Genomic DNA, 15,155 nt, shown 5'->3' with positions numbered 1-15,155 from the left:
GTCGCAATGCCCTGGAGAGTTTTCGCGATCCTGCATCATCGGGCGTAACAAAGCGTAAAGCGGCAGAGGCAATCCGGATTACGGCGTCCTGGTTGCAACCCAGATCACGTGACGGGCGCCGCGCTTGCCGTTGGCCCGCGTGTTGATCTCCTCGACCGCGAAACCGGCCTGCGTCAGGCGCCGGGTGAAGCGGCTGTCCGGCCCCTGCGACCAGACCGCCAGAACGCCACCGGGCTTCAAGGCGGCATGGGTGGCCGCCAGCCCGGCCGCGTCATAGAGCGTATCATTGCCCTTGTAGACGATGCCTTCGGGGCCGTTGTCGACGTCGAGCAGGATGGCGTCCCAGATAGCCTTCTCCGCCCTTATCAACTGACCGACATCGACTTCCTGAATGGTGACGCGCGGATCGTCGAGACAGCCGTCGAAGATTTTCGCCATCGGGCCGCGCGCCCAGGCGACGACTGCGGGAACCAGTTCGGCGACGGTGATGGTTGCGTCCTCGTCAAGCGCGGCGAGGGCGGCGCGCAAGGTGAAACCCATGCCGAGCCCGCCGATGAGGATATCTGGCTGGTTGCGCCCGGCGATCCGCTCGCAGGAAAACCTGGCGAGCGCTTCCTCGGAGCCGCTGAGGCGGCTGTTCATCAGCTCGTTGGTGCCGAGCATGATCGAGAATTCATCGCCGCGCCGCTTCAGGCGAAGTTCCTGGCCGCCATCAGGCGTGCGGGCGGAATCAACCTGAATCCAGGGGATCACGGCCTGATTCCACTTTTTGGGATCATGCTCTCTCTTTTTGTTTGGAGCATGATCTTTTCCAAAAACCGGGTTCCACTTTTTGGGATCATGCTCCGACCGCGACGGCCGGCTGGCTCCAGCGGGCGGCGAGCAGCCGGTAGGGGATCAGCGCCACGACGGCGATGATCAGCTTGACCGAAAGGTCGCCAAGCGCCCAGGACACCCAGCGCATCGTCTCGACCGGCAGCACGCCCACCAGCGGCGCGGTCTCCAGCGCGAAGCTGTCGTTGGGGCCGGCAAAGGCAAAGGCGGCGGAGAAGGCGATGCCGAAGAAGACGATCGTGTCGAACACCGAGCCGACCAGCGTGCCGATGATCGGCGCGCGCCACCAGCTCTGCCGGCGCAGCCGGTTGAAGACGGTGACGTCGAGCAATTGCGCGGCGAGGAAGGCGGCGCCCGAAGCGGCGGCGATGCGCACCAATCGGTCGGCGGCGGTCTCGAATTCGATCAGCCCGTGGCGGAACAGGAAGGGCGGGATCAGGATCGAGCAGGTCACCGCCGTCATAAAGCCGACGAACACCACCTTGCGCGCCACGGCCGGGCCGTAGCGGCGGTTGGCGAGGTCGGTGACCAAGAAGGAGAAGGGATAGGTGAAGGCGCCCCAGGTCAGCACGTCGGCCAGCTCCAGGCCGCCGACCTGGCCCTGCATCGGGAACTGCACGAGGATGTTCGACGCCACGACGACAAGCGCCATGGCGGCCACGAAGGGCAGATATCGCGTCAGGAAATTCATTTTTTTATCCTGGGTAATGGAACCAGCCGAGCGTCATGGCGACGCTCGCTCTTGTTTCGAGCACCGGTTTGCGCGGTGCTCGAGGCGGTCGTCCCCCGCCTGAAAGCTGCCTTAAGCGGCCGACTGCTCGGCAAGCTTCTTGGCGATCTGCTTCTTGAGCAGGCGGGCGCGCTGCGACAATTCCTTGACGTCGGCCTTGGCCAGGAAGGCGTCGAGGCCGCCGCGGTGCTCGACCGAACGCAGCGCGTTGGCCGAAATGCGCAGGCGAACGTTCTGGTTCAGCGCTTCGGAAATCAGCGTCACATTGACCAGGTTCGGCAGGAAGCGACGCTTGGTCTTGTTGTTGGCGTGGCTCACATTGTTGCCGGTCTGGACTGCCTTGGCAGTGAGTTCGCAGGTGCGGGACATTTGTCTAACCTTCAGTTTCTAAACCTGCCAAACCATACTGCCCGCGCCGGGCGGCGCGCGGTCTCGGTCAGGCGGCCTTTGGAAAAGTTGGCGTTCCATAGTGGCATTTCACAACTGCGTCAAGCTCCGGCACGCCGCCGGCAGCAAGTCACGCTCCATATAAAGGCCGGATTTCACACTATAAGCCATTCGCGAAGGGATATGCCAGGCTGGAGCCGCTGCGTTCCGGCCGAACCGCCAGGGATTCGCCAGCCGCCATGCTCCGTCCATCTCATGCATTTGCCACCTTGCTTGCCCTTGCCGTGCCGGCAACAAGCTTCGCCGCGTCCAGCCCACAATCCTTCAAGGGCGAATATACGGTATCCTTCCTTGGCCTTTCGATAGCGAAGTCAACGTTTTCCAGCCGTTATGAGAACGGCGTCTACTCGATCGACGGCAGCGTCTCGGCCGCAGGACTGGCCAAGCTTTTTGACGATACGCGTGGGACGATCTCGTCCAAGGGCACGATTTCAGGTCAGAAAATGGTGCCGCAGGCGTTCCGAGCCGACTACACCTCCGGCAAGAAGGCGTCGCTGGTTGACATCCGTTTTGGCAATGGCGACGTCACCTCGACCAAGGTCGTTCCGGCGCCGGAAAAGCGCGATCCCAAGTCCTGGGTGCCGCTCGGCGCCGGCGACCTGAAGTCGGTGCTCGATCCGATGGCGGCGACCGTCATCTATGCCGACAGTCTCGACAAGGTGTGCGGGCGGACAGTCAAATTCTATGACGGCGAGATGCGCGCCAACCTGGCGCTGACCTACGCCTCGAAAGGCTCGATCTCGGTGCCTGGCTACAAGGGCGACACGGTGACCTGCAGGATGAACTTCGAGCCGGTCGCGGGCTACCGCAAGGGCCGCAAGGCGCTGGAGTTCCTGAAGAACAGGAGCCGGATGATGGTGACGTTTGCGCGGCTCGGCAAATCCAGCGTATATGCGCCGATCCACGCGACGGTCGGGACCCAGATCGGTCCGTTGACCATCAGCGCGAGACGATTCGAAGCAGTCGATTAGGTCAGGCGCCACCGCGCGCCGGCGGGGGAATGGATGGGGCGCGCAACATTGATCGGGTTCTCGGCGGTCGCCATGTGGGCGCTGCTGGCGCTGCTCACCGACGCCTCGGGCCAAGTGCCGCCGTTCCTGCTGTCGGCCATCACCTTCGCCATCGGCACCTGCGTCGGCCTCGTGGCGCGGCTCGTGATGCCGGCTCCCGACCGGAGCCAGAGAATCCCGCCACAGGTCTGGGTGATCGGCATAGCTGGGCTGTTCGGCTACCACTTCTTCTACTTTACGGCGCTGCGCAACGCGCCGGCGGTCGAGGCGAGCCTGATCGCCTATCTGTGGCCGCTGCTGATCGTGCTCGGCTCGGCGCTGATGCCGGGCGAACGGCTGGCCTGGAACCATGTCGTCGGCGCGCTGCTCGGCCTTGCCGGCACGTTCCTGATCGTTACCAAGGGCGGCGCGCTTGCCTTCGACGTGCGCTATGCCTTCGGCTACGCGATGGCCGCCGTCTGCGCGCTGTTGTGGTCGTCCTATTCGCTGCTGTCGCGGCGCTTCCCCTCGGTGCCGACCTCGATCGTCACCTGGTTCTGCGCGGCGACGTCGGTGCTTTCGCTGGCCTGCCATCTTCTGCTTGAGAAGACGGTGCTGCCGGATGGCCCTGGACAGTGGCTGGCCGTCATCGGGCTCGGCCTGATGCCGGTGGGCGCAGCCTTCTATGCCTGGGACATCGGCGTCAAGCGCGGGAACATCCAGGTGCTGGGCGCCGCGAGCTACGCCGCGCCGCTTCTGTCGACGCTGGTGCTGATCGCTGCCGGCGTCGCCGAGCCGTCGCTGCGCATCCTCGCCGCGTGCGTGCTCATCACCGGCGGCGCCGTGCTCGCGGCGAAGTCGCTGTTGATGCGCAAGCCGGCGGCCAAAGAGGTCAACGCATGATGCCGTTTCCCGGCGGCATCGAGGCCAACGCGAACGCGACGCTGCTGTTCTCGTTCGTCGCGGCCGTGATCTACGCCTTTGCGCTCGACATGCCTCCGAAATGGACGCGCACGGCGGCAAAGACGCTTGCCGTGGGCTCGCTGGCCGTGCTTGCCGCCATGCAGGGCGGTCCGCTGCCGCTCGTCGCGGCGCTGGGCTTGAGCGCCGTCGGCGACGCCTTCCTCTCGCGCGACGGCGAGAAGGCATTTCTCGGCGGGCTGGCGAGCTTTCTGGCCGGCCACATCGCCTATGTCGCGCTGTTCTTGCAGGCGGGCGGCGGGCTCGGCCTGTTGAGCGCCGAATCGTGGCGTGGCGCGATTGCGCTGGCCATGGCCGCATTCAGCATCGTCATGCTTGCCGCGCTCTGGCGCCGCGTCGGCCCGCAGCTGCGGATCCCGGTCGCCGTCTATGTGGCGGCGATCCTCGTCATGGGTATTTCGGCGCTCACCACAGACAAGGTCTGGGTGATTGCCGGCGCGGTGCTGTTCATCGCCTCGGACGGGCTCTTGGCAACCGAGCGCTTCCTGCTCGCGGCGATCTCGCCGCATCGCGTTTGGATGCGCCATGCGGTCTGGGTTCTTTACTACGCCGCCCAGCTGGCGATCACGCTGGGATTTTTATTGGGCGTGGCCGGTTAGGACGTCTTGGGCTGCCAGCCCGGCTCGGCCAGCTCGAAGGCGGCAAAATCGAAGCCCGGCGCCACGGTGCAGCCGACCAGCGTCCATTCGCCGAGGCTGCGCGCCGATTGCCACCAGCCGGCCGGCACGACGATCTGCGGTCGCTCGCCTGCGGCAAGGACCGTGCCCAGCACCTGCTCGATGACCATGCCCGCGCCTTCCTCATGCATCGACAGCGCCAGCGGCGCGCCGGCATAAAAATGCCAGACCTCGGCCGCGTCCTTCACCCGATGCCAGGCCGAAAGCTGGCCTTGCTCGAGCAGGAAATAGATCGCGGTCGAATGACCGCGCGGGCAGCCGGCGGCGTCGCGAAAGGTCTCGGCATACCAGCCGCCCTCGGGATGCGGCTTGAGGCCTAGCGTTGCGATGATCTCGGCGGCGCTGGTGGTCATTCGCATCCTTTGCCTTGATGCGTGTCGTTATCCCAAAAACGCTGAGCGACATATTTTGCATTTGATGCGTGTCGTTGTCCCAAAACCGCTATGCACTTTTGGGCGACACGCATTAGAAATTATCCTTGCGCTTGCGGATCTCGGCAAACACCTCGGCGTCGGATGCGTTCTTCATGCCGAGATGCTTGCGGATCGCCGGATCGTGCCAGCGCAGGAACGGGTTGGTCGACAGTTCCTCGCCGATGGTGGTCGGCAGCGTCGGCCTGTTGTCCGCGCGCAGCGCCTCGATCCTTGCCGCGCGCTGCTTCAGCGCCGGGTTGCTGGGGTCGACCGACACCGCGAAGCGGGCATTGGCCAAGGTGTATTCGTGGCCGCAATAGATGGCGGTTTCCGCCGGCAGCGCCGCCAGCTTCTTCAGCGATTCATACATGACCGGCGGCTTGCATTCGAACAGGCGGCCGCAACCCAGCGCAAACAGCGTGTCGGCGGTGAAAGCCACCTTCGAGGCCGGCAGGTGGTAGGAGACGTGACCGGCGGTATGGCCGGGCGTCTCGATGACCTCGATCCTTTCCTCCCCAAGGCGCACGACCGAGCCCTGGCCGACCGTGTCGTCGATGCCCGGGATTTTCGCCTTCTCGGCTTCCGGACCGACGATGCGAAGCTTGAAGCGCTCCTTCAGTGCCAGATTGGCTTCGACATGGTCGGCATGATGATGCGTGGTGAGGATCAATGTCGGCGTCCAGCCGGTGCGCTTGATCGCCGCCAGGATCGGCGCCTCTTCCGGCGCGTCGATGATGGCCGTCTGTCCGCTTTTCGGGTCATGGACCAGTACGCCGAAATTGTCGGTGCGGCACATGAACTGCTCGATTTCGACCGCCATCGCATGTCTCCATTTGTCGTCGCAGACATAGGGCGGCCGGCCGCCGATGTCATCCGGGTTTGTCGAACTTGCCGCCTTTGTTGAACTTGAGCCCCTTCGCAGCTACCGTCCCGCGCATGCATTCAGATATCGTCGACCTGCGTTCCTTCTATTCGACCACGCTCGGACGCCTGGCCGAGCATTCGATCACCATGGCGCTTTCGTCCATATGGGCAACCGTTCCCAACGAGCGGCTGGTCGGCCTCGGCTACACGCTGCCATGGCTGGAACGCTTCGGTACCGATGCCGAGCGGGTCTTTGCCTTCATGCCGGCGACGCAGGGCGCGGTGGTGTGGCCGGTGTCGGGGCCGGCGGCGACGGCGCTGGTCTTCGACGAGGAGCTGCCGCTGGTCGATTCCTGCATCGACCGCATGCTCCTGGTGCACTCGCTCGAACATGTCGAAAACCCGCGCGAGACGCTGAACGAGATCTGGCGCGTGCTGTCGCCGGCGGGCAGGGTTGTCATCGTCGTGCCCAACCGGCGCGGCGTCTGGGCGCGGTTCGAGCACACGCCCTTCGGCAACGGCCGGCCGTTCTCGCGCGGCCAGTTGACCGAGTTGCTGCGCGAGGCGAACTTCACCCCGGCGACATGGAGCGATGCGCTGTTCTTCCCGCCGTCGCCGCGGCGTTTCATGATGCGGTTCCACAATGTGCTGGAGAAAGCCGGCCGGCGGTTTTGGCCGATCTTTTCCGGCGTCATCGTCGTCGAGGCGCAGAAGCGGCTCTATCAGGGTGTGCCGGTCGCGCAGCGCGCCTCTCGCCGCGTCTTCGTGCCGGTCTTTTCGCCGCAGGGGGCGACGCGGCTTGGCCGGCGGTCGACGCCGCGCCCGGCCAAGTGACGCGTTCGTGATCGCCGCCGCGCCTTGCATCGCGCTTCGATCGTCACCCTATCTGAGGCATGCCCGCCCAGCGCGGTATTCATGACCGCCGCGGAAACCAGGAATATCCTTCATGGACGACCAGACCGATAGAAAGCCGGGCCCAAAAAAGGCCGCCGTCTCGGTCGAGGCGAGCAGCCTCGCCGACCAGGTGGCGACGATCAAGCAGGGGCTGAAATCCTCGCCTGTGCGCAGGCAGCTTACCTGGGTCTCCATAGGCATCGTCGCGGTCATTGTCGCAACCTCAATCGGACAGGTCCTGCTCAACCGCTGGAACCAGCCTTTCTACGACGCGCTGGCCCGGCGCGACATGGCTGATTTCCTGCACCAGCTTCTGGTCTTCGCGATGATCGCCGGCGGGCTTCTGGTGCTCAATATCGGCCAGACCTGGCTCAACCAGATGATCCGCTTGCGGCTGCGCGAGGCGCTGACGCTCGACCTGATCGATCAATGGATGCGCCCGGCGCGTGCCTTCCGGCTGGCCAATGCCGGCGCCATCGGCGTCAATCCCGACCAGCGCATGCAGCAGGATGCCGCTCACCTGTCGGACCTGTCGACGGATCTCGGCGTCGGCCTGCTGCAGTCGTTCATCCTGCTCGTCTCCTTCATCGGCGTGCTGTGGGAGCTGTCTTCCGGCTTTGTCTTTCACGTCGGCGGCTATTCGCTGGCGATACCGGGCTACATGGTCTGGGCCGCGTTCCTCTATGCCGGCATCGCCTCGTGGCTGAGCTGGCTGGTCGGGCGCCCGCTGATCAGCCTCAACAGCGAGCGCTATACCCGCGAAGCCGAACTGCGCTCCTCCATGGTGCGGGTCAACGAGAACGTCGATGCGATAGCGCTCTATCATGGCGAGCCCGATGCCAGGCGCCGGCTCGAGCTCGATCTCGGCACGGTGCTGGGCGCCATGCGGCGCATCTTCACCGCGCAGATCAACCTGTCCTGGGTGACCGACACCTATGGCTGGATAACGGTGGTGGCGCCCATCCTGGTGGCTTCACCGGTCTATTTCTCGGGCGACATCTCGTTCGGCGGGCTGATGATGGCGGTCGGCGCCTTCAACCAGGTCCATTCGTCCCTGCGCTGGTTCATCAACAACATCGGCAGCATCGCCGACTGGCGCGCGACGCTGATGCGTGTGGCCGATTTCCGGATCGCGCTGGAAGAAACCGATGTGCTGCACGGCACGGAAAGACGCATCGAGTTCAGAGAAAACGCCAATGGCAGCCTGACCTTCGAGAAACTCCAGGTGGCTTCTCCGGAAGGCTGCACCAAGCTCGCGGACCCGCAAGTCGAGATTCATCCCGGCGAGCGCATCATGGTCACCGGCGAGCCGGGCGCCGGCAAGACATTGTTCTTCCGCGCCATTGCCGGCCTGTGGCCGTGGGGGAGCGGGCTGATCGGCCTGCCGGCGGGAGAGACCCCGATCTTCGTGCCGCGCGTTCCATACTTCCCGGCTGGCACGTTGCGCGAGGTCCTCGACCATCCGAACGGATCTGCGCCGGCCAGCGATGCCGAAATTTCGGCGGTGCTTGCCGAGGTCGGCCTCGAGCGGCTGTCATCCTCGCTCGACCGCAGCGGGCGTTGGGAGCGTGAACTGGGCGATGATGAGCAGCGCGCGCTGGCTTTCGCCCGGATCGCCGTGCGCAAACCAAGATGGGTGATCATCGACGAGGCTCTGGACGCATTCGACGGTCCGTCGCTGCGGCGGGTGCTGGCCATGCTGCAGACCCGCCTGCCCGATGCCGCCATCCTCAATATCGGGCGCGGCCTGCACAACCCCCAGTTCTTTCCGCGCTCCTTGAACATCGTGAAGGATACGGGGGCTCCGGCTTTGAAGCCCGTGCGTGTGCGGGCCGGGGCGATCGAGCCGCCACCAGCCGCTGCCCGCGCCAAGAAGAAATAGCTTTATTTCGCCGCGATCGCCGGGAAGAGTGGACGGCGTCGTCAGGACGCTCGCGGCCATGCTCGAGATGCTCAGCCTGCTTGCCTGCCTAACCTGCGCCGAGGCAGCGCCGTTGCCGCCAATCGGCGACGGCGCGCCCGTGGATGTCGAGCTCGTGCTTGCCGTCGACATTTCGCAGTCGATGGATGAGGAGGAGTTCGCCCTGCAGCGCGCCGGCTATGTCGAAGCGTTGCGCCACCCCGATTTCATCAATGCCGTGCGATCGGGTTCCAGGGGCCGCATCGCGCTCGCCTATTTCGAATGGGCGGGCGTGGTGCGCGACGACGGGGTCATAGCCTGGCAGGTCATCGACAACGAAGACAGCGCCTACGCCTTCGCCGAAAAGATCGCCGCGCGGCCGTTCCGCAGCTTTCGCGGCACCTCGATCTCCGGCGCGCTCGGCTTCGGCGCGGGGCTTCTGGAGAGCGCCGGCTTTTCGGCGCCGCGCCGTGTCGTCGACATATCGGGCGACGGGCCGAACAACACCGGGCTGCCGGTCGCCGCGATCCGCGATGCCGCGGTCGCCAGGGGCATCGTCATCAACGGCCTGCCGATCCTGATCAGCCCGTCGCCGAGCGTCAGCCATCTCGACCGCTATTATGCTGACTGCGTGACCGGAGGCGCCGGCTCCTTCGTTCTGCCGATTTATGCAGCGTCGGAATTCTCGACCGCCATACGCCGCAAGCTGATCCAGGAGGTGAGTGGCCTCACCGACGCCAGAGCCATTCGCGCCGAGGATCCGACGCCTGTCGACTGCCTGCTGGGCGAACGCCTGCGGCACCGGTATTCCGATCCCTACTTTCCGGAGCTCGACAGGTAGCCGGCCGCTGCTTCAGACCGCCCGGGCGCCGTATTTGGCGCGGAACTCATCGTAGCAGTCGCGCCGCCAGCGGCGGCCGACGACATAGCCGCGCAGGAGTTCGGCCGGCGAGTAGCCGAGCGACTTGGACGACCGGTTGGCGTTATAGCCCGAAAAGGCCTGCGGCAACCTGCCCTTGAGGATATCGGCGATGATCTGCCGCGCGATCATGTAAGGTGGAACTTCGGGATAGCGATCGGCAATATAAGGATGCTTGTCGATCAGATTGGCGTAGGCCTCGACATAGCCGTCGCGGCGGCCGGAGATCGAATTCTCCGAATTGTACTTCTTCCAGTCGATGTCCTCGGACAGCAAGGCGCCGCTGCGCTGGGCAAAGCGCAGCAGCAATTCGCGATCCTGCATGCGCGTCACGTCGCTGTCGTAGCCGCCGATCGCCAGCAGCGACTCGTGCCTTGCCGTGATCGCCGAGCCGGCAATGAAGATGGTCTGCGCGACCAGGGCGCGCTGCAGCGTGCTCTTGTCGAGAAAGGCATCGCGATTGATGCATTTGGTGCTGCGGCCGCCCTTCAGCGACAGGAAGGAACTGATCAACACCTCGAGCGAAGGGTTTTCGTGGAAGCGCGTCAGCGTCCGCTCCAGCCGGTCCGGCAGATAGACATCGTCCGAATCGAGGAACGTCACGACCGGCGCCCGCGCGCGCTCTATGCCCGCATTGCGCGCCGCATTGGCGCCGCGCCATTTGGCGCCGACATAGATCAGCCTCGGGTCGCGGATTTCGGCTAGCGCGGCGGCCGTCCCGTCGGTCGAACCGTCATCGACCACGATGTGCTCGAAGCGGGTAAGTGTCTGCGCCAGAACGCTTTCCACCGCGCGCACGACCTGGCTGCGCCGGTTGTGGGTCGGCGTGATCACTGAGATCAGCGGAACGTCCTGGTTCGACATCGGGCTGCCGCTACCGGTCGGATCTGGCATCTGTCGGAAAGTCGACGGCTATCTTGGTGTCCACCTCTGATTTGCGGTCGACGCTACAAAAAAGCCACCCTTGTGTCACGCCGCGCTCGCCAAGAAATGCCGAAATCAGCGGGTTTTCCGTAACCTTGCGGTCTGATGGCAACACTATCGGCGTTTCGCCTGGCGTAACTGCCCGCTGGGCGAGGTCAGAGGCCGGCTTTGTCTCGATGACGTCCAAGGTAATCGACCAGACTACCTGGCTTTTGCATGGTGACCCCACGAGGCCGGCCGATCGGCTTCGATCCCATGAAGGAGCAGGATCATGACCGCTTACGCCGTTGCCCATATGCGCCAAGTCACGCCGGGTCCCTGGATGATCGAATATCTGGAGAAGATCGACGCCACGCTGGCGCCGTTCGGTGGGCGCTTTGTCGTCCATGGCGGCGACGTCAAGGTCGTCGAAAACAGCTGGCCCAGGCACCTGATCGTCATCGAATTCGCCGACAGGCGGCATGTGAGGGACTGGTACCGGTCGCCGGCTTATCAGGCGATCCTCCCGCTGCGCACCGAGAATTCTGAATCCGACGTGATCTTCGTTGACGGCGTCGAGCATCCGCACAAGGCTACGGATGTGCTTGGAATTGGCTAACTGTGCACGACATAGTCGGGCACGATTTCAACCTTGTCGCGAACGAGCCCTGCCGCCAGGCTGAAATGGCCGAGAAACGCGAATGTGTAGAACGTCAGGCCGACGATCGCCGCGAAGGGAATTTGCCAGACCGGCATGCCGGTCTGCGGCGCGTGATTCACCACGCGCCGCAGCGTGCGCCACGACATTGTCCCCCAGCGCGTGAATGATTTGACGATGCGCCGGGCGCGGCTGGGGGAGTGGAGCTCGACGAATTTTCGATCGGCATCCCTGCCGGTCACCAGCGCGCGCCAAAAGAAGAACCGCCAGCCGCGCGGGGAATAGTGGTGGACGCGCGCGTCCACGTTGACGATTTTGTGGCCTTCACCCCAAAGCTGATGCATCAGGAGCGTGCAGGAGACCTTGAAGCCGTTGTGTGCTGGAAACGGGTGGCTGGATATCCAGTCGCGCCGGAAAGCGATGTTGTTGGCATTGATAGCACGCTTCGAGGCAAATCTCTTGTCTCCCTCAGCCATCGGGAAGAACCAGATCAACGCGAAGGTCCGCGAGAAGAAGTCATCATGGGAAAGATAGGTGTGCCCATTGACGCAGATGGTTTCAGGGTCGTCGAAGGGCTTCAGCAGGGTTGAGAGCCAGCTTCGTTCCGGAACTGTGTCGGAATCGAGAAAAACAAGGACGCTTCCTTCGCTCCAAGGAATGCCGTTGTTCTTGAGGTCGTAGTATCTGCCGCCGGGACAGGCAGCGAAGGCCAGGTCGGCAACCTGCGCCAATTGGGGCGCTTCGGCTCCGACGCGGCTTCGCAATGAGACGGCGTCAGTTTCGAGGCCGCCATGCGAGATAATGACCTTCGGCCTCGCAAATCCGGTAGCGGAAACCTGGGCGATCTCGCGCGCCAAGGCTTTGAGCCCAAGCCCAATCTCATCCCAATCGATGGATTTGGCATTCTCCATCTCCATGACGACAGAATAGGCAGGATGTTCAGCCATCGCGACACAGCCAATTAATCAAAAGTAGTGGCTATAGCCCTGACAGCATGCTGTCAAATCATCGAGATGCAATTGTGCACTGGGAATTTGTTAGATGGGCTATTTTATCATTCGGTATCGGAAGCTGGACGGGTCGGCATATTCGGACAGGAAACGCTTTCGCCATTCTTCATTGATTGCATCTCGCTGGATTTCGAGACCTGACCGGAGGTTGGTCTCCCAGTTGGGCTCCACATTCACGAGCTGCGCGAGTTTGGTCAGGCTCCCTGCCGGATCGCGCTGAAGCTGCTCGTAAGTCAGGGGGAGGAAGGACAGGCCGTTCTTCGCGAACCAACCGTCCCATGTCACGTTCTCCATCAAAATCTTTTCCAGGGACTCTGCGATTGCATGGCCGTCATAGCGTGGCGGTACATGGCTGATCTCGCTGGATCGGAATTCGCGGGTTTGACGCGCACGTGCCCATGAGATCGCCTGACCGAGCAGATCGTCACGGGTTAAGCGTACATAGCTCAAATTCGGAAGGCTGGCCGGCAGCTTCACCTTCTTGGCCAGTTGTGTGAACTGGCTCGCAAAGAGCTTGATTGCGTAGACACCGGTAGAGGACCGTCCCTCGGTCAGCGCACGCAGAAGCTGTGCGCGGGGATCTCGCGGGTAACCCGGCAACTCCAGCAGACGTCGCCCGCCAAACCATTCCAGCGGATGGCCCAGCCCGGCGGAAGCCATCAATCCCGCGAGATGATTGCTGCCGCTCCGCGGTGATGTGCAGACGAGAATTCCCGCCCGTACTTCGGACAGAATGTTCGGCGGGATTTCCACCACTGCTGGGGGCCGGCGAAAGAGACGCATTCCGTCATCGCCTCAGCAGAAACACCGCCTGCTGGCCGAAGAAGTTCCAGAACCACCAGGGCATCGACAGGCCGATCTTCTGGCCGTTGGCGTCGAGCGCGGTCGCCTTCTCGACGGTCGCGCCGAGCTCCTCGCACAGGTTGACGAAGTCGCGGATGGTGCAGAAGTGGATGTTGGGCGTGTCGTACCAGGAGTAGGGCAGATCCTTGGTGACCGGCATCCTGCCCTTGACCAGCAGCGAAAAGCGCACGCGCCAGTGGCCGAAATTGGGGAAGGAGACGATGGCGCGGTTGCCGATCCGAAGCAGTTCGTCGAGCACGACCTTCGGGTTGCGCGTCGCCTGCAACGTCTGCGACAGCACGACGAAGTCGAAGCCCTTGTCGGCGTAGAATTTCAGATCCGTGTCGGCGTCGCCCTGGATGACCGATAGCCCGCGCGCCACGCATTCGTTGACGCCGCGCTGCGACAATTCCAGCCCGCGGCCGTCGACCTGCTTGGTCTCCTGCAACAATTCCAGAAGCAGGCCGTCGCCCGAGCCGACATCGAGGACGCGCGAACTGGGCGGGATGAGATCGGCGACGACGTCGAGGTCGACGCGCTGGGCGCGATTGACGGTCATGGCTTCGCCTTCTGCAAGGCGCATGATCCCGGCCCGAAAAGTCTGCAACTTTTTGCGTTCGCTGGCCTTCGGTTCGGGGTCATAGGTTGAGGCCCCTGGCGCGGGCGGCCGACGCGATGAAGCCGTTGATGGCCGCGAACAGCTCCGGCTCGTCGAGCAGGAAGGCGTCGTGGCCGCGATCGGTCTCGATCTCGACGAAAGAGACGGAAGCGCCCGCCGCGTTCAAGGCATGCACGATCGACCGGCTCTCCTCGGTCGGGAACAGCCAGTCGCTGGTGAAGGAGACCAGGCAAAAGCGCGTCTTCGTGCCGGCGAAGGCGTCGGCGAGACGCCCGCCGTGATCTGCGGCAAGGTCGAAATAGTCCATCGCGCGGGTCAGATAGAGGTAGGAGTTGGCGTCGAAGCGGTCGACGAAGGTCATGCCCTGGTGGCGCAGATAGCTTTCGATCTGGAAATCGGCGTCGAAGCCGAAGGTGAGCGCCTCGCGGTCCTGCAGGTTGCGGCCGAACTTGCGGTGGAGCGCGGCTTCCGAAAGGTAGGTGATGTGAGCGGCCATGCGCGCGACGGCGAGGCCCTTTTCCGGCCGCTTGCCGAAATCGAGATATTTGCCGCCATGCCACTCCGGATCGGCCATGACGGCCTGTCGGCCGACCTCGTGGAAGGCGATGTTCTGCGAGGAATGGCGGGCGCCGGTGGCGATCGGCAGGGCGCAGAACACGCGCTCGGAATGGCTCGCCGCCCATTCCAGAACCTGCATGCCGCCCATAGAGCCGCCAAGCACGCAAAACAGCTCTTCGATGCCGAAATGATCGACCAGCATCGCCTGCGCGCGCACCATGTCGCGGATGGTGATGATCGGCAGGTCGAGCCCGTAGGGCTTGCCGGTGGAAGGGTTGGTCGAGGCCGGGCCGGTCGAGCCGAGGCAACCGCCGACGACGTTGGAGCAGATGACGAAGAAACGGTTGGTGTCGATGATCTTGCCGGGGCCGATCAGCACCTCCCACCAGCCGGGCTTGCCGGTCACCGGGTTGGTGTTGGCGACGTGCTGGTCGCCGGTCAGCGCGTGGCAGACGAGGATGGCGTTGGAGCGCGCGTCGTTGAGCGTGCCGTAGGTCTGATAGGCGATCTGGAAAGGCGAAAGGATAGTGCCGGCGTCGAGCTTCAGCGGCTTGTCGGGGCCGAACTGCAGCACCGGGCTCGACGGATGGTCGACCTCGTCCTTGGTTCTTGCAGCGCGCTGAGCGGCCATGTCCGTCCTCATCCTGTCCCGATCGGTCTCGTCCCGATGCGGTGTCCGGCCGGCAGCGGACAATAAAAAACCGGCATTGCCGTCGCAAAGCCGGTTACAGGTTGCAAACGGCCCTTTAGCGAGTTGTTTAACGTGGCTGCAAGCCGACCGGCCAAATCACCACGGAAGTCTGGCAGCTCTTCTAGGACCAGCGCCGCGCTTCGTCAACGGGTAGCCGCTTCGCGGCGCCAAGCCCTAGCACTCGACATTCCAGCCCGTGGCCTGTATTTCCGCTGCGGCCTTGAA

Annotated in this window: 17 protein-coding genes and 1 riboswitch; of the genes, 7 read left to right on the top strand and 10 right to left on the bottom strand. The window is 63.8% G+C overall.

Annotated features, from left to right (window positions below):
* Positions 1-78: 78 nt before the first annotated feature.
* From WDX12_RS05575 to rpmB, 3 genes are all read right to left on the bottom strand, one after another.
* Positions 79-753, bottom strand: coding sequence for a hypothetical protein (locus WDX12_RS05575; RefSeq protein WP_434724205.1), 675 nt, complete (start codon positions 751-753; stop codon positions 79-81).
* Positions 754-838: 85 nt separating this feature from the next.
* Positions 839-1,525 carry a queuosine precursor transporter gene (locus WDX12_RS05570; RefSeq protein WP_434724204.1) on the bottom strand — a complete coding sequence of 229 codons (687 nt, stop codon included), beginning with the start codon at positions 1,523-1,525 and terminating at the stop codon, positions 839-841.
* Positions 1,526-1,636: 111 nt separating this feature from the next.
* Positions 1,637-1,933: a 50S ribosomal protein L28 gene (gene rpmB / locus WDX12_RS05565; RefSeq protein WP_095767449.1), complete on the bottom strand. Its 297-nt coding sequence runs from the start codon at positions 1,931-1,933 to the stop codon at positions 1,637-1,639.
* A 257-nt stretch (positions 1,934-2,190) separates the two neighbouring features.
* Between rpmB and WDX12_RS05560 the strand changes: the two genes are divergently transcribed.
* From WDX12_RS05560 to WDX12_RS05550, 3 genes are read left to right on the top strand one after another with little or no spacing between them, the layout of a single operon-like run.
* Positions 2,191-2,982, top strand: a complete 792-nt coding sequence (locus WDX12_RS05560; protein ID WP_434724203.1) for a DUF3108 domain-containing protein — start codon at positions 2,191-2,193, stop codon at positions 2,980-2,982.
* Between the two features lie 33 nt (positions 2,983-3,015).
* A complete protein-coding gene (gene yddG / locus WDX12_RS05555) occupies positions 3,016-3,903 on the top strand; it encodes an aromatic amino acid exporter YddG (RefSeq protein ID WP_434724202.1) in 888 nt (295 codons plus the stop codon).
* Positions 3,900-4,580: a lysoplasmalogenase gene (locus WDX12_RS05550; protein ID WP_434724201.1), complete on the top strand. Its 681-nt coding sequence runs from the start codon at positions 3,900-3,902 to the stop codon at positions 4,578-4,580. The genes yddG and WDX12_RS05550 overlap by 4 nt, the downstream gene beginning before the upstream one ends.
* On the opposite strand, the gene WDX12_RS05545 is transcribed toward WDX12_RS05550, so the two are convergent.
* Both WDX12_RS05545 and gloB read right to left on the bottom strand, forming a co-directional pair.
* Positions 4,577-5,011, bottom strand: coding sequence for a cupin domain-containing protein (locus tag WDX12_RS05545; RefSeq protein WP_434724200.1), 435 nt, complete (start codon positions 5,009-5,011; stop codon positions 4,577-4,579). The genes WDX12_RS05550 and WDX12_RS05545 overlap by 4 nt on opposite strands.
* 112 nt (positions 5,012-5,123) lie before the next feature.
* Complete coding sequence (gene gloB / locus WDX12_RS05540; protein WP_320296667.1) at positions 5,124-5,891, bottom strand: hydroxyacylglutathione hydrolase; 768 nt, start codon at positions 5,889-5,891, stop codon at positions 5,124-5,126.
* A 116-nt stretch (positions 5,892-6,007) separates the two neighbouring features.
* Here gloB and WDX12_RS05535 point away from each other — a divergent pair, with 116 nt between their 5' ends.
* The 3 genes from WDX12_RS05535 (at position 6,008) to WDX12_RS05525 (ending at position 9,570) form a co-directional block, all read left to right on the top strand.
* On the top strand, positions 6,008-6,769 hold the full coding sequence (locus WDX12_RS05535; protein WP_320296668.1) for a class I SAM-dependent methyltransferase: 762 nt from the start codon (positions 6,008-6,010) through the stop codon (positions 6,767-6,769).
* Positions 6,770-6,881: 112 nt separating this feature from the next.
* A complete protein-coding gene (locus WDX12_RS05530) occupies positions 6,882-8,711 on the top strand; it encodes an ABC transporter ATP-binding protein/permease (RefSeq protein ID WP_320296669.1) in 1,830 nt (609 codons plus the stop codon).
* Between the two features lie 67 nt (positions 8,712-8,778).
* Complete coding sequence (locus WDX12_RS05525) at positions 8,779-9,570, top strand: DUF1194 domain-containing protein (RefSeq protein ID WP_434725574.1); 792 nt, start codon at positions 8,779-8,781, stop codon at positions 9,568-9,570.
* A gap of 12 nt (positions 9,571-9,582) precedes the next feature.
* On the opposite strand, the gene WDX12_RS05520 is transcribed toward WDX12_RS05525, so the two are convergent.
* Positions 9,583-10,542, bottom strand: coding sequence for a glycosyltransferase family 2 protein (locus WDX12_RS05520; protein WP_320327860.1), 960 nt, complete (start codon positions 10,540-10,542; stop codon positions 9,583-9,585).
* A 301-nt stretch (positions 10,543-10,843) separates the two neighbouring features.
* Here WDX12_RS05520 and WDX12_RS05515 point away from each other — a divergent pair, with 301 nt between their 5' ends.
* Positions 10,844-11,170 (top strand): DUF1330 domain-containing protein, encoded by a 327-nt coding sequence (locus WDX12_RS05515; protein WP_434724199.1) that lies wholly within the window; start codon positions 10,844-10,846, stop codon positions 11,168-11,170.
* Here the strand turns inward: WDX12_RS05515 and WDX12_RS05510 are convergent.
* The 4 genes from WDX12_RS05510 to metX form a co-directional block, all read right to left on the bottom strand.
* Positions 11,167-12,120, bottom strand: a complete 954-nt coding sequence (locus WDX12_RS05510; protein WP_434724198.1) for a glycosyltransferase — start codon at positions 12,118-12,120, stop codon at positions 11,167-11,169. The genes WDX12_RS05515 and WDX12_RS05510 overlap by 4 nt on opposite strands.
* A gap of 135 nt (positions 12,121-12,255) precedes the next feature.
* Positions 12,256-13,002 carry a Stf0 family sulfotransferase gene (locus WDX12_RS05505; protein WP_320296675.1) on the bottom strand — a complete coding sequence of 249 codons (747 nt, stop codon included), beginning with the start codon at positions 13,000-13,002 and terminating at the stop codon, positions 12,256-12,258.
* A 4-nt stretch (positions 13,003-13,006) separates the two neighbouring features.
* Positions 13,007-13,621, bottom strand: a complete 615-nt coding sequence (gene metW / locus WDX12_RS05500) for a methionine biosynthesis protein MetW (RefSeq protein WP_320296676.1) — start codon at positions 13,619-13,621, stop codon at positions 13,007-13,009.
* A 79-nt stretch (positions 13,622-13,700) separates the two neighbouring features.
* Positions 13,701-14,870 carry a homoserine O-acetyltransferase MetX gene (gene metX / locus WDX12_RS05495; protein ID WP_434724197.1) on the bottom strand — a complete coding sequence of 390 codons (1,170 nt, stop codon included), beginning with the start codon at positions 14,868-14,870 and terminating at the stop codon, positions 13,701-13,703.
* 95 nt (positions 14,871-14,965) lie between these two features.
* Positions 14,966-15,043, bottom strand: a riboswitch (SAM riboswitch).
* Between the last annotated feature and the right edge of the window lie 112 nt (positions 15,044-15,155).

It is taken from the genome of Mesorhizobium sp. RIZ17 (assembly GCF_051127865.1).
GTDB lineage: Bacteria > Pseudomonadota > Alphaproteobacteria > Rhizobiales > Rhizobiaceae > Mesorhizobium > Mesorhizobium humile.
The sequence above is the reverse complement of the archived record's forward strand: the minus strand, read 5'-3'. Positions and strand labels throughout refer to the sequence as shown.

Excerpts from the sequence above, each read along its gene's own strand:
- WDX12_RS05570 (WP_434724204.1), bottom strand. The coding sequence starts at position 1,525 with ATGAATTTCCTGACGCGATATCTGCCCTTCGTGGCCGCCATGGCGCTT.
- rpmB (WP_095767449.1), bottom strand. The coding sequence starts at position 1,933 with ATGTCCCGCACCTGCGAACTCACTGCCAAGGCAGTCCAGACCGGCAAC.
- WDX12_RS05560 (WP_434724203.1), top strand. The coding sequence starts at position 2,191 with ATGCTCCGTCCATCTCATGCATTTGCCACCTTGCTTGCCCTTGCCGTG.
- yddG (WP_434724202.1), top strand. The coding sequence starts at position 3,016 with ATGGGGCGCGCAACATTGATCGGGTTCTCGGCGGTCGCCATGTGGGCG.
- WDX12_RS05550 (WP_434724201.1), top strand. The coding sequence starts at position 3,900 with ATGATGCCGTTTCCCGGCGGCATCGAGGCCAACGCGAACGCGACGCTG.
- WDX12_RS05545 (WP_434724200.1), bottom strand. The coding sequence starts at position 5,011 with ATGACCACCAGCGCCGCCGAGATCATCGCAACGCTAGGCCTCAAGCCG.
- gloB (WP_320296667.1), bottom strand. The coding sequence starts at position 5,891 with ATGGCGGTCGAAATCGAGCAGTTCATGTGCCGCACCGACAATTTCGGC.
- WDX12_RS05535 (WP_320296668.1), top strand. The coding sequence starts at position 6,008 with ATGCATTCAGATATCGTCGACCTGCGTTCCTTCTATTCGACCACGCTC.
- WDX12_RS05530 (WP_320296669.1), top strand. The coding sequence starts at position 6,882 with ATGGACGACCAGACCGATAGAAAGCCGGGCCCAAAAAAGGCCGCCGTC.
- WDX12_RS05525 (WP_434725574.1), top strand. The coding sequence starts at position 8,779 with ATGCTCAGCCTGCTTGCCTGCCTAACCTGCGCCGAGGCAGCGCCGTTG.
- WDX12_RS05520 (WP_320327860.1), bottom strand. The coding sequence starts at position 10,542 with ATGCCAGATCCGACCGGTAGCGGCAGCCCGATGTCGAACCAGGACGTT.
- WDX12_RS05515 (WP_434724199.1), top strand. The coding sequence starts at position 10,844 with ATGACCGCTTACGCCGTTGCCCATATGCGCCAAGTCACGCCGGGTCCC.
- WDX12_RS05510 (WP_434724198.1), bottom strand. The coding sequence starts at position 12,120 with ATGGAGAATGCCAAATCCATCGATTGGGATGAGATTGGGCTTGGGCTC.
- WDX12_RS05505 (WP_320296675.1), bottom strand. The coding sequence starts at position 13,002 with ATGCGTCTCTTTCGCCGGCCCCCAGCAGTGGTGGAAATCCCGCCGAAC.
- metW (WP_320296676.1), bottom strand. The coding sequence starts at position 13,621 with ATGACCGTCAATCGCGCCCAGCGCGTCGACCTCGACGTCGTCGCCGAT.
- metX (WP_434724197.1), bottom strand. The coding sequence starts at position 14,870 with ATGGCCGCTCAGCGCGCTGCAAGAACCAAGGACGAGGTCGACCATCCG.